A 12585-nucleotide genomic window follows, 5' to 3' on the forward strand; every position below is an offset into this window, starting at 1 on the left:
AAACGCCGTGCCGCTCCGCCCCGGCAGCTTCACTTCCTGGCCCGCAGCTGGGCCAGCTGCGCCTGTGTTTCATGCCAGAGGTCCATGCCGACGTTGGCCGCGATGCCGGCGTTCACCCGGGTGAGCTTGTCGCGCATGCGGGCGGCTTCGGTGGGCGACAGTTCGTTGATCTGCATGCCCTTGGCCTTGAGGTCGGCCAGCGCCTTGGCGGCTTCGTCACGCGTGTCCTTGCGCTCGAAGTCGCGGCTCTTCTTCGCCGCGTTCATCAGCACCGCCTTCTCGTCCTTGCTCAAGCCGTCCCAGTACTTCTTGCTCACCAGCACGATCCAGGGGCTGTAGACGTGGTTGGTGATCGTGAGGTACTTCTGCACCTCGTAGAACTTGCTCGACAGGATGGTGTTGTAAGGATTCTCCTGGCCGTCCACCGCCTTGGTCTCCAGCGCGCTGAACAGCTCGGAGAAAGGCAGCGGCACCGCGTTGGCACCCAGGGTCTTGAAGCTGTCGAGGAACACGTTGTTCTGCATCACGCGCAGCTTGATGCCGTCGAGGTCCTCGAGCTTGTTCACCGCGCGCTTGTTGTTGGTGAGGTTGCGGAAGCCGTTCTCCCAGTACACCAGCCCGACCAGGCCTTTTTCCTCGAGCTTGGCCTTTACCTTCTCACCCACCGGGCCGTCGAGCAGCGCGTCGGCTTCCTTGGCGTTGTTCACCAGGAAGGGCGTGTCCCATAGCGCCATCTCCTTGGTGATGCCCACCAAGGTCGCGGTGGAGCCGACCATCATCTCCTGCGCGCCGCCGATCAGCGCCTGCTGCATCTGCACGTCGGAGCCCAGGCTGGCGGCACCGAAGGGGCGGATCTTCATCTTGCCGCCGGAAAGCTTCTCCACCTCCTCGGCAAACACCTTGGTGGCACGGCCCTGGTTGGACTGCTCGTTCAGCCCGTAGCCGAAGCGGATGAGGCGCGGCTTGATGTCCTGCGCCTGCGCGGCGCCGAAGGTGGCCACGGCCAGCGCCACGGCAGCGATGAGATAACGGCGTTGCATGCTTGTCTCCTGTGAGCAAAGGGTCAGCGCATCCACGCCACCGGTGCGGTGACGATCTGTGGAAACGCAGTGAACATGGCAAGGATCACCAGGTAGGTGATGAGGAAGGGGTTCACGCCGCGGATCACCTCGTTGAGCGACATGCGCCCCACGCCAGCCACGACGTTGAGCACCGTGCCCACCGGCGGGGTGATCAGGCCGATGGCGCCGTTGAGCACGAACATCAGGCCGAAGTACACCGGGTCGATGCCCGCCTTTTGTGCAATAGGCAGCATCACCGGCGCGAAGATCAGGATGGTGGGCGTGAGGTCCAACGCGGTGCCGATCAACACCAGCGCCACCATCATCGCGGCCATGAGCAGGCGCGGGCTCTGCACCAGCGGCCCCAGCCAGGCCGTCATGGTGGACGGCAGGTCGGCCAGGGTCACCATGTAGGAGGCGACCTGCGCACCTGCGCAGAGGAACATCACGATCGCGGTGGTCTTGGCGGCGCGCACCAGCACCTGGTGGAGTTCGGCCAGGGTCATCTCGCGGTGCACGAAGAAGGCGATCACCAGCGCATACACCGCCGCCACCACCGCGGCCTCGGTGGGCGTGAACACGCCGCTGCGCATGCCACCGATGATGATGAGCGGCATCAGCAGCGCCCAGAAGGCCTCGGCGGTGGCACGCAGCCGCTCGCGCATCGGCATTGGCTCGCCCTGCGGCAAGTCGATGCTGCGCAGCTGCAGTTTCCACGCGATGACCAGGCCGGCGCCCATGATGAGCCCCGGCACGATGCCGGAGAGGAACAGCGAGGAGATGGACGTGTTGGTCGTCACGCCATAGATCACGAAGGGCATCGACGGCGGGATGATGGGCGCGATGATGCCGCCCGAGGCCATGAGGCCGGCGGAGGTGTGCATCGGGTAGCCGTGCTTGCGCATCATCGGCAGCAGGATGGTGGCCAGCGCCGCGGTGTCGGCCAGTGCCGAGCCCGACATGCTGGCCATCAGGATGGCCGCGCCGATGGTCACGAAGCCCAGGCCGCCGCGGATGTGCCCCACCCAGGCCTGCGCCATGGTGATGATGCGGCGGCTGATGCCACCCGCGTTCATCAGCTCGCCGGCCAGGATGAAGAAGGGCACGGCCAGCAGCGGAAAGCTGTCCACCCCGGCCACCAGGTTCTGCGCAAACAGCTGCGTGTCCCAGAAGTCCAGCGTCCAGGCCATCGCCGCGCCGGTGAGCACCAGCGAAAACGCCATCGGCACACCGATGCCCATGAAGCCCAGCATGGCCACGATGAACACCACCGCCACTGCCGCCTGGTTCATGCCCATGCCTCCCGCATCGCTGCGTTCATTCGACCTCCGGGTCGTGGTCGATCTGGATCGGTTTGCCGCGCAGCAGGTCCACCAGCGCCATCAGGCCGATGGCCACGGACGACAGCAAGGCGGGCAAGGGCAGCAGCGCCGCGGGATAGGCCAGCACCACGCTGTGGCTGTCCATGCCCACGACCACCTGCTGCCAGGCGCCCCACCCCACCAGCACGCAGGTGAGCAGCACCAGCGCATGGACCAGGCGTGTCAGCAAGCCCAACGCCGTGGCACCGAACCAGCGCTCCCAGGGCCGCAGCAGGCTGGTGAACGCCATGTGCTGGCCCAGCGGATAGGCCGCTGCCGCGCCGATGAACACCATCCACACGAACAGCAGCCGCGACAGCTCCTCGCTGGCCGCCACGCCGCTGCCGAAGCCGTATCGCAGCACCACGTTGAGGAACACCGCCGCCGCCATCACGCCCAGGCAGGCGGCCATGGCGCCGTGCGCCAGCCGCTGCCAGGCCGGCTCCGCGCGCTGCTCACTGCTCACGGGCCACTCCTTCGGCTTGCAACCACTGCAGCACCTGCTGCTGCAGCCGCGCCAGCGGCAAGGCGCCGTCGAGTGTCAACACACCGGGCTCGCCGGTGGGCCGCTCCAGTGCCGCGAACTGGCTGGGCACCAGGCTGGGCGGAAAGAGGTGATGCGCGGCCCGCGCGGCCACCCGCTCCAGCGCGAGCGCCTCGCTGATGTCGAGGAAGGCAAAACGCAATGCAGGCACCTGCGACCGCAGGCGTTCGCGGTAGGCGCGCTTGAGTGATGAACAGGTGACCACCGCGCCCGCCGGGCGGGCGTTCAGCTCGCGCGCCACCGCGTCCAGCCAGCCGATGCGGTCGGCGTCCTCCAGCGGAATGCCGTGGCGCATCTTGTCCTGGCTGGCCTTTGAATGGAAATCGTCGCCCTCCACGAACTCCAGGCCCAGCGCTTCGGCCACCTTGGCGCCCAGCGTGGACTTGCCACAGCCGGCCACGCCCATGGTGACCAGGCGGCAAGGTTGGAGCAGGAGGTAGGACATTTGGATAGCGCTATCTTTGACGAGAAAACAAAAGGCCCGTCGGGGCTCTTTCCCATGCGGCTTGGCATCTTCCGAAGAGCTGATTGCCGCGAGGTTTGGATAGCGCTATCCTAGGCACTCGCACTCTCCACAACATCAGGGATAACCCGTTGACACCCTCTCCTCGCCGCCGCCGCTCCGGCGGCCGTGTGACGCTGGCCGAGGTGGCCGCCGCCGCGGGCGTGAGCCCCATTACGGTGTCTCGCGCCCTGCGCGGCGAACGCAGCGTTGCGCCCGATCTCGTGGCCAGGGTGCAGGCCGCGGTGCAGCAGCTGGGTTATGTGCCGGACCCGGCCGCCCGCGCCCTCGCCTCCCAGCGCAGCACCCAGGTGCCGGTGCTGGTGCCCATGCTGTCCAACACGCTGTTCGTGGACTTGATCGAGGCGGTGCACCGCACGCTGTTTGCAGCCGGCTACCAGCCGCTGATCGGCGTCACCCACTACGCGCCGCTGGAGGAGGAAGAGCTGCTGGCCAGCTACCTGGCCCACCGGCCGGCCGGTTTGCTGGTGACCGGCTTCGATCGCACCGAGCGCAGCCGCCAGCTCATCGCGGCCAGCGGCGTGCCCTGCGTGCACCTGATGGAGACCACCGATGCGCCCGGCGTGCACTGCGTCGGGTTCTCGCAGCAGGACGCGGGCGCGGCGATCGCGGACCATCTGCTGGCGCGCGGCCGCCGCCGCATCGCCTTCGTGGCCGCCCAGCTGGACCCGCGCACCATGCAGCGCGCCGAAGGCTACCGCCGCAGCCTGCGCGCGGCCGGCTGCTACGACGCCCGCCTGGAGGTGCTGAGCCCGGAGCGCTCCTCCATCCGGCTGGGCGCGCAGCTGCTGGAGGACCTGCTGCGCAGCCGCCCCGAAGTGGACGCGGTGTTCTTCTGCAACGACGACCTCGCCCAGGGCGGCCTGCTGGCGGCCCAACGCCTGGGCGTGGCAGTGCCGCAGCGCATCGCAGTGGCCGGCTTCAACGACCTGGCGGGTAGCGACCAGATGGTGCCGCCGCTCACCACGGTGCGCACGCCGCGCAGCGAGATCGGCGAGGCGGGCGCGCGCATGCTGCTGGCGCTCATGCGCGGCGAGCGACCGCACCCCTCCTGCGTGCGCCTGGGTTACGAGGTGGTGGTGCGGCAAAGCAGCTGAAGCGGCCCGGGCAACCTGACAAAGCGTTACCCCGCGGCCCGCAAATCGGCCGGCGTGGCCACTTGCCGTATGGCGGCTCGCGGCCTATGGTCCATGCACCGGCGCCCGCTGCACCGCACGCCTGCGCCGCTCATCCCCCACCGCCTTCAGGAGGAACCGCATGGCCACCAATGCGAACCGAGCCGCGACCAGCGGCCGCAAGACCCCGACCCGCCCCGTGCAGGACAACGCCGGCGACCCCGCTGACGCACAGGCCGCAACGGCCGGCGAACCGCAAGCGACCGGCACCGATGACACCGGCAACGACGCCTGGCCGGCCCAGGCGGCACGCGACCACCTCGCCTGGGAGATCGCCAGCTGCAGCGCCGTGCTGCGCGGCGCACGCGCGCTGCGCGAAGCGCAGATGCAGGCGGCCGAACGCGCCGAGCAGGCCCATCTGCAGGCGGCGGAACGGCTGCTCACCGCCGGCGGACTGGACGAGATCGCCGACATCCAGCTGCAGCTGCTGCGCACCGACGCCGAGCAGGCCCTGCAGTACTGGCAGCGGCTGAGTGAGCTGGCCACCCGCGGCGCCCTGGACACGCTGCAGGAAGCCATGGCCGGCTGGGCCCAGGCCAGCGCGAGCGCCTGGAGCGGCATGTCGCAGTGGACGCGTCTGCCCGGAGCCTTGCAGGCGACGGCCGAGAAGGCCGAAGCCGAGGTCGAGCATGCGGCCAACCCGCTGGCTGCTTCTCCGCTGGTGTGGCCGGCGCAGGAGGCCACCCGGCAGGCCATGGACCTGGCCAACGCCACCTGGAACGACTGGATGAGCTGGACCGGCCGCCTGGCCGACGGCAGCGCACGCCCGCACTGAAGCCGGCGGGCTACCAATACAAAGGGCACCTCGCGGTGCCCTTTGTGCTTGATGCGCCCCGGCTGTTATTCCGCCGGTACGCCTGCGGCCATCGGCGCCTGGGCCGGCCGATGCCCGCGCCGGCGCTTGAGCCAGTCCGCCAGGCCTTCCATGTAGCTGTAGAACACCGGCACCACCACCAGGGTGAGCAGCGTGGACGTGACCACGCCGCCGATGATCGCCCGCCCCATCGGCGCCTGGATCTCGCCGCCGTCGTTCAGGGCGAGCGCCAGCGGCAGCATGCCGAACACCATGGCGGCGGTGGTCATCAGGATCGGCCGCATCCGGATCATGCCGGCCTGCAGCACCGCCTCGGCCACCGTGGCGCCGGCGCGGCGCGCATGGTTGGCAAAGTCCACCAGCAGGATGGCGTTCTTGGTCACCAGGCCCATGAGCATCACCAGGCCGATCATCGAGAACACGTTCAGCGTGGAGTGCCAGAACAGCAGCGCCAGCATCACGCCGATCAGGCTCAGCGGCAGCGACGCCATGATGGCCACCGGCTGCAGGAAGCTGCCGAACTGGCTGGCCAGCACGATGTAGATGAAGATGACCGCCAGCGCCATCGCGCCCAGCATGCCCTTCATCGCCTCATCCTGCTGCTGTGTGTCGCCACCCACGTCGAAGCTGTAGCCCGGCGGCAGGTTGGTGTTCTTCACCAGCTTCTGCACCTCGCCGCCCACGTCGCCCACCGGCCGGCCCTGCACGCCGGCGAAGATGGCTTCGCGCCGCTGCAGGTTCTGGCGCCGTATCACGTCGGGGTTGTTCACCGGCTCGATGGTGGCCACGGTGTCCAGGCGGATCGGCGTGCCGTCGGCGGCAAAGGCGATCGGCAGCTGGCGCATCTGGGCGATGCGCTCACGCTGCTGCTCGGGCAGGCGCAGCAGCACCTCCACCTGCTCGCCGTCGGGCGTGGTCCAGTAGGTGGCCACGTCGCCGTTGACATACGCGCGCATCGAGGCGGCGACCTGCGGCGCGGTGAGCCCCAGCTCGCGGATCGCACCGGGCTTGAGCTTCACTGCATAGGCCGGCAAGCCGGGCTTGGCCGACACGTCCACGTCCACCACGCCGGGGATCTTCTTCAGCTTCTCGGCAAAGTCCTTGGTGATGCGGATCAGGCCTTCCGGATCACTGCCCAGGATGGCCACGTAGATCGGCTTGTTGAAACCCACCGACGCCTCGATGCCCGGGATCTTGGCGATCTGCGCGCGCATCGCGTCCTCGATCTCGGTCTGCGAGCGCTTGCGGTCCTTGCGGTCCACCAGGCTGATGTTGATGCTGGCCTGGCCGCGGCCGACCGCGAAGCCGTTGCCCTGCCCACCCACGTTGGTAGACATCATCTTCACTTCCGGGAAGGACGAGACGATCTCCTCCACCTGGCGCACCTTGGCGTCGCTGCGCTCCAGGCTGGAGCCCACCGGCATGCGCAGCGACAGCTGCGTGAAGCCCTGGTCGGTCTGCGGCACGAACTCGCTGCCCACGAACGGCGCCAGCATCAAGGCGCCCACGAAGCTGGCAAAACCCACCGACATGATGATGCCGCGCGGCGTGAGCGTGGCGATGCGCAGGCGGCGCGGGCGGGTGGTGTCGCGCCGGCCCTGGGCATCGAAGCCACGGCCGTACACGGGGATGGGCAGCACCCACAGGCGGTAGCGCCGGCCGGAGAAGGCCCAGCGGATCAGCCGGTCGTACACCGTGTGCATCACCTCCAGCACATGGTCGGTGCCGGTGATGAGCTGCTTGATCACCGGCCAGTTGCGCACCCGGTGCGTCGGCGGGTCGTGCCACACCGAGGACAGCATCGGGTCCAGCGTGAAGCTGACGAACAGGCTCACCAGCACCGCCACCGCCACCGTGATGCCGAAGGGGTAGAAGAACTTGCCGATGATGCCGCCCATGAAGGCCACCGGCACGAACACCGCGCAGATCGCGAAGGTGGTGGCCATCACCGCCAGGCCGATCTCGTCGGTGCCTTCGCGTGCGGCGGTGAAGTGGTCCTTGCCCATGTGCACATGGCGCACGATGTTCTCGCGCACCACGATCGCATCGTCGATCAGCAGGCCGATGCACAGGCTCAGCGCCATCATCGTCATGAAGTTCAGCGTGAAGCCGAAGGCATACACCGCGATGAAGCTGGAGATCACCGCGATCGGCAGGGTCAGGCCGGTGATCACGGTTGAGCGCCAGGAGTGCAGGAACAGGAACACGATCGCCACCGTGAGCAGCGCGCCCTCGATCAGCGTGTGCTTCAGGCCTTCGAGCGAGCCCTTCACGAAGTCGCTGTTGGCGTAGATCAGCTCCAGCGTCACGTCCGCGGGCAGGCTCTTGCGCAGCTCGTCGGCCGCCGCCTTCACCGCCTCGCCCGTCTTGACGATGTTGGCGTCCTGCTGCTTGAAGATGTTGAAGCTCACCGCCTTCTGGCCGTTGATGCGGGCCACCGAGTCGGGCTCCTTCTCGCGCTCCACCAGCGTGCCGAGGTCACCCAGGGTCAGCGGCAATCCGCCCTTGCGGCCCACCACCACGTCGGTGAACTGCTTGGGATCGCGCACCCGGCCTTCCACCCGCAGGATGGAGTCCTGGTTGTTGTCGCTCAGCAGGCCCACCGGCTGGTCGCTGTTGGCCTGTGCGAGCGCGGTGCTGATCTGCGCCGGCGTGATGCCGTAGGCGCGCAGCCGGGTCGGGTCCAGGTCGATGCGCACCTCGCGCGTGGCCAGGCCGTTGATGTCGATGCGGGCCACGCCCTCGGCCCGCTGCAGGCGCCGGCTCACCACCTGGTCGCCCAGGATGGACAGCTCGCGGGCGGAGCGCGTCTTGGACATCAGCGCCATCACCACCACCGGCTGCGCGTTGTCGTTGTTGAAGCGCGAGATGTTGGGCGCCTTGGCGTCCTTGGGGAACGCCGGCTGGATGGCGGAGAGCCGGTCGCGCAGGTCCTCCATCGCACGCGTCATGTTCGCGTCCAGGCTGAACTCCACGCTGGTCTGGCTGCGGCCTTCGAAGCTGCGCGAGGTGATCTTGCGCACGCCGGCGATGCTGTTGAGCGCCTCCTCCACCACCTTGCTGACCTCGCGCTCCACCGCCTCGGGCGAGGCGCCCGGATAGGCGATGTCCACGAAGGCGCCGGGGAAGGTGATGTCGGGCATCTGCTCCACGCCCAGCTTGCCGTAGGCGAAAAGCCCCATCACGCACAGCGCCACCATCACCATGGTGGCGAAGACGGGGTTGTTGATCGAAACGCGGGTGATCCACATGGCGATCCCCCTACTTCACGATCACGGTGGAGGCGGCGGCAGAGGCCACCGGCGCGGTCTTGTTCACCACCACCGCCTTGCTGCCTTCGCGCAGGTTGTCGAAGCGCGCGGCCAGCACCTGGGTGGCCGGCGTCAGGCCTTTGAGCACCTCGATGCGCCCGCTGCTGTCATCGCGCCGCCCGGTGGTGACGGCCCGGCGCAGCAGTGCGCCGTTTTCGATCACCCACACATGGTCCTGGCCGGAGGTGTTGCCCACGGCGGCCACCGGCACGGTGAGGCGGTCGCTGGTGTCCGGCAGCACCACGGTGGCCAGCGCGTACTGGCCGGCGCGGAAGGTTTCCTTCGGGTTGGCCACCGTGATGGTGACGCCGATGGAGCGGGTGCCGGGCTCGGCCGCGGGCGCGATGCGCGCGATCTTCCCGCGCACGGCCTCGTCCACACCCTCGACCTTCACTTCCACCGGCATGCTGGGCGTGAGCATCGACACCTCGTGCGTGCCGACATTGCCCGCCAGCTCCAGCGTCTGCAGGTCCACGATGGTCACGATCTGCTGTTCGGCGCTCAGCTTCTCGCCGGGCACCACGTGGCGCTTGGCCACCACGCCGGAAATCGGCGCCACCAGCGCCGCGTCGCGCAGGCTGACGCGGGTGGTGTTGAGCTGGGCCTGTGCCGCCTGCAATTGGGCACGCGCGGTGTCCAGCGCAGCACGGGAGGAATCGAGCGCGTTGGAGGAGATGAACTTCTGGTCGGCCAGGCGCAGGTTGGATTCATGCGTGCGTTCGGCCTGCGCCAGCTGGGCCTTGGCCGACTCCAGCATCGCGTTGCGCTCAGCCACCCGGCTGTCGAGCTCGGCCAGGTCTACCTTGCCCAACACCTGCCCGGCTTTCACCCGGCTGCCTTCGGCCACGTTGAGCGCCAGCAGGGTGCCCGGTGCCTTGGCCCGCACCACCGCGGTGGACGGTGCCACCAGCGGGCCGGAGAACTCCACCCGCCCGGGCAGCGGCGCCAGCGCCGGCTTCACCACCTCGCGCGGCGTGAACTCCAGGGCCACCTCGGCCTTGCCCTTGGACGGCTCGGCCGCCTTGCCCTTGCTGCCCACGGCGACGGCCGCGCCGATCCCGATCGCAACCGCCAACCCCACACCCCCGATGACCCAGGCCTTGCGCATACCGCCGTCCTTTCCTCTTGTCGTGCCGAAGCTCTTTTGAAGCGATGGCAGTGTAGGCAGCCGCCCCCGGCAGAACGGCCACTATGCGACAAAGCGCGCCTTCCGGGCGACGAACTGCGAACGCGGTGGATCAGTGGTCAGGCGCCCGAGGACGGCGTGGCAGCTGCCGCCCGGGCTTCCAGCCGCCAGGCGCGCCAGCAGCTCAGGGTGGCCAGCAGCGCCACGCCGGCGGCGGCCCAGAACACCATGCGCAGGCCGTGGTGTTCGCTGATCGCGCCGCCGGCCAGGCCGCCCAACACGCCGGACAGGCCGTAGCCCAGGGTGGTGTACAGCGCCTGGCCGCGCCCGCGCAGCCGCCCGGGGAAGTGGCGGTTCACCGTGGCGATGCAGGCTGCATGCTGCGCGGCAAAGGTGATGGCATGGAGCAGCTGGGACACCACCAGCACGACAGCCGAGCTGCCGAAGGCGGCGGTGGCGGCAAAGCGCAAGGCGGTCACACCGGCCGCCGCCAGCAGCCACTGCTCCGGCGAGAAGCGGTGGAACCAGCGCCCCTGGTACAGAAAGAAGCCGATCTCAGCCAGCACGGACACGGCCCAGAACAGGCCCACCGCCGCCTTGCCGTAGCCCAGGTGGTCGAGGTAGAGCGAGAAGAAGGCGTAGAGGCTGGTGTGCGCGAGCACGGTGAGGAACACGCCGGCGAAGAACCAGCGCACGCGGGCACTGCGCAGCACATCGATCGCACTGCCGGGCAGGCCGGCCGCATCGGCCGGGCCGTCGCCGGCACCACCCGGCAGCCGCAGCACCGCGAAGACCAGGCCGGCCAGCATGGTGGTCACCAGGATGGGGAACACGCCGATGTCCAGCCCCTGCAGCAGCAGGCCGAACAGCAGCGCCGATGCAAGGAAACCCAGCGAGCCCCACACGCGCACCCGGCCGTAGCGGCCGGCGTCCATGCCCTTGTCGGTCTGCAGGTGGTGCGACAGCGCTGCTTCGGACAGCGGCACGATGCCGCCATTGGCGAGGAACAGCAACAGCACGAACAGCGCCACCCAGGAGTAGCTGCGTGCCAGCAGCAGCCCGGCCGAGGACACGCAGGCGAAGATGGCGGCCACCGCCAGCAGCTCGGTGCGCCGGCCGCTGTGGTCAGCCACCCAGCCCCAGGCATAGGGTGCCACCACCCGGGTCCAGGCCTGCAGCGCAGCCAGCACGCCGATCGCCAGGGTGGAAAAGCCCAGGTACTTGAACCACAGCGGCGCATAGGGGTTGAACAGGCCCACCGAGGCGAAGTAGGCGAAGGACACCGCGGCAAAGGCGCGCAAGGCCAGCTGCTGACGCTTGCGTTCCGTGACGCCGCCGCGCGCCGGCGCAAGCAGCACGGCCGGCGGTTCCTCGCGGCGCGGCCGGTTCGGCGGCCCGAAGTCGCTCATCGCACGCGCGGCAAGCGGCTCATTGGTGCACCCTTCGCGCTGCGCGCGTTCCCGCCACGCGGGAATTCCTCTTCGGGCGGACGGGCGAGGCTCATGCGCCGATCGAGCCGGCGATGGGCGGGATCGGCAGCTGCACGTCGCCACACTGCGCGCGGTGGCGCAGCGCATGGTCCATCAGCACCAGCGCCAGCATCGCTTCGGCGATCGGCGCAGCGCGGATGCCCACGCAGGGGTCGTGGCGGCCATGCGTCTCCACCGTGGTGGGCTCGCCGGCGCGGTCGATCGAGGCCTTGGCGCTGCGGATCGAGCTGGTGGGCTTGATGGCGATGGACACACGCAGATCCTGGCCGGTGGAAATGCCGCCCAGCACGCCGCCCGCATGGTTGCTGCGGAAACCCTCGGGGCTCAGCTCGTCGCCGTGCAGCGTGCCACGCTGCGCCACCACGCCGAAGCCGTCGCCGATCTCCACGCCCTTGACCGCGTTGATGCCCATCATCGCGTAGGCGATGTCGGCATCCAGCTTGTCGAACAGCGGCTCCCCCAGGCCCACCGGCACACCGGACGCCACCACCTCGATGCGGGCGCCACAGGAGTCGCCCGCCTTGCGCAGCGCGTCCATGTGCGCTTCCAGCTGCCCGATCACCGAGGCGTTGGGCGCGAAGAACGGGTTGTTGGGGATGTGCTCGGCGCTCTCGAAGGGAATCTCGATCTCGCCCAGCGCGCTCATGTAGGCGAGAAAGCGCGTGCCGTGCTGCGCAGCCAGCCACTTCTTGGCCACCGCGCCCGCTGCCACCATGGGCGCGGTGAGCCGTGCCGAGGACCGGCCGCCGCCGCGCGGGTCGCGCAGGCCGTACTTGCGCCAGTAGGTGTAGTCGGCGTGGCCGGGCCGGAAGGTGTCCAGGATGTTGCCGTAATCCTTGCTGCGCTGGTCGGTGTTGCGGATCAGCAGGCAGATTGGCGTGCCGGTGGTGCGGCCCTCGTACACGCCGGAGAGGATCTCCACCGCGTCAGGTTCGTTGCGCTGGGTCACGTGGCGCGAGGTGCCGGGGCGGCGGCGGTCCAGGTCGGGCTGGATGTCTGCTTCGGACAGCGCCATGCCGGGCGGGCAGCCGTCGATCACGCAGCCGATGGCGGGGCCGTGGCTCTCGCCGAAGTTGGTGACACGGAACAGGAGGCCGAAGGTGCTGCCGGACATGGGGGAGCCGAGAGTGGATCAGGGATTTTACGGGGGCCACCAACGACACAGGGCGCCTTGCGGGCG

General features: G+C 69.1%; 10 protein-coding genes. 2 read left to right on the plus strand and 8 right to left on the minus strand.

Features of this window, described 5'->3' with window-relative positions; all coding sequences use genetic code 11:
• Positions 1–29 precede the first annotated feature (29 nt).
• From VPH43_RS11850 to VPH43_RS11865, 4 genes are read right to left on the minus strand one after another with little or no spacing between them, the layout of a single operon-like run.
• Entirely contained in the window at positions 30–1040 is a 1011-nt protein-coding gene (locus VPH43_RS11850; protein ID WP_328577913.1) for a TRAP transporter substrate-binding protein, read from the minus strand.
• A 23-nt stretch (positions 1041–1063) separates the two neighbouring features.
• Positions 1064–2353 (minus strand): TRAP transporter large permease, encoded by a 1290-nt coding sequence (locus VPH43_RS11855; RefSeq protein WP_328577914.1) that lies wholly within the window; start codon positions 2351–2353, stop codon positions 1064–1066.
• A gap of 25 nt (positions 2354–2378) precedes the next feature.
• Positions 2379–2888 carry a TRAP transporter small permease subunit gene (locus VPH43_RS11860; protein WP_442909275.1) on the minus strand — a complete coding sequence of 170 codons (510 nt, stop codon included), beginning with the start codon at positions 2886–2888 and terminating at the stop codon, positions 2379–2381.
• Positions 2878–3411, minus strand: a complete 534-nt coding sequence (locus VPH43_RS11865; RefSeq protein WP_328577915.1) for a gluconokinase — start codon at positions 3409–3411, stop codon at positions 2878–2880. The genes VPH43_RS11860 and VPH43_RS11865 overlap by 11 nt, the downstream gene beginning before the upstream one ends.
• A 149-nt stretch (positions 3412–3560) precedes the next feature.
• On the opposite strand from VPH43_RS11865, the gene VPH43_RS11870 reads away from it, so the two are divergent.
• Complete coding sequence (locus VPH43_RS11870) at positions 3561–4586, plus strand: LacI family DNA-binding transcriptional regulator (protein WP_328577916.1); 1026 nt, start codon at positions 3561–3563, stop codon at positions 4584–4586.
• A gap of 160 nt (positions 4587–4746) precedes the next feature.
• A complete protein-coding gene (locus VPH43_RS11875; protein ID WP_328577917.1) occupies positions 4747–5439 on the plus strand; it encodes a phasin family protein in 693 nt (230 codons plus the stop codon).
• 65 nt (positions 5440–5504) lie between these two features.
• Here the strand turns inward: VPH43_RS11875 and VPH43_RS11880 are convergent, their stop codons facing one another.
• The 4 genes from VPH43_RS11880 to aroC all read right to left on the minus strand — a co-directional run bounded on the left by VPH43_RS11880 (position 5505) and on the right by aroC (position 12519).
• Entirely contained in the window at positions 5505–8729 is a 3225-nt protein-coding gene (locus tag VPH43_RS11880; RefSeq protein ID WP_328577918.1) for an efflux RND transporter permease subunit, read from the minus strand.
• A gap of 10 nt (positions 8730–8739) precedes the next feature.
• The gene (locus tag VPH43_RS11885; protein ID WP_328577919.1) at positions 8740–9897 is read right to left on the minus strand and encodes an efflux RND transporter periplasmic adaptor subunit; all 1158 of its coding nucleotides are present in this window, start codon (positions 9895–9897) and stop codon (positions 8740–8742) included.
• A gap of 137 nt (positions 9898–10034) precedes the next feature.
• A complete protein-coding gene (locus VPH43_RS11890) occupies positions 10035–11273 on the minus strand; it encodes an MFS transporter (protein WP_328577920.1) in 1239 nt (412 codons plus the stop codon).
• A 142-nt stretch (positions 11274–11415) separates the two neighbouring features.
• Positions 11416–12519 carry a chorismate synthase gene (gene aroC, locus VPH43_RS11895; protein WP_328577921.1) on the minus strand — a complete coding sequence of 368 codons (1104 nt, stop codon included), beginning with the start codon at positions 12517–12519 and terminating at the stop codon, positions 11416–11418.
• Between the last annotated feature and the right edge of the window lie 66 nt (positions 12520–12585).

The sequence above is a fragment of the Ideonella sp. BN130291 genome (assembly GCF_036231905.1).
Lineage (GTDB): Bacteria > Pseudomonadota > Gammaproteobacteria > Burkholderiales > Burkholderiaceae_C > CAMLIZ01.

Coding starts and splice junctions, on each gene's coding strand:
- VPH43_RS11850 (WP_328577913.1), bottom strand. CDS start 1,040: ATGCAACGCCGTTATCTCATCGCTGCCGTGGCGCTGGCCGTGGCCACC.
- VPH43_RS11855 (WP_328577914.1), bottom strand. CDS start 2,353: ATGAACCAGGCGGCAGTGGCGGTGGTGTTCATCGTGGCCATGCTGGGC.
- VPH43_RS11865 (WP_328577915.1), bottom strand. CDS start 3,411: ATGTCCTACCTCCTGCTCCAACCTTGCCGCCTGGTCACCATGGGCGTG.
- VPH43_RS11875 (WP_328577917.1), top strand. CDS start 4,747: ATGGCCACCAATGCGAACCGAGCCGCGACCAGCGGCCGCAAGACCCCG.
- VPH43_RS11880 (WP_328577918.1), bottom strand. CDS start 8,729: ATGTGGATCACCCGCGTTTCGATCAACAACCCCGTCTTCGCCACCATG.
- VPH43_RS11885 (WP_328577919.1), bottom strand. CDS start 9,897: ATGCGCAAGGCCTGGGTCATCGGGGGTGTGGGGTTGGCGGTTGCGATC.
- aroC (WP_328577921.1), bottom strand. CDS start 12,519: ATGTCCGGCAGCACCTTCGGCCTCCTGTTCCGTGTCACCAACTTCGGC.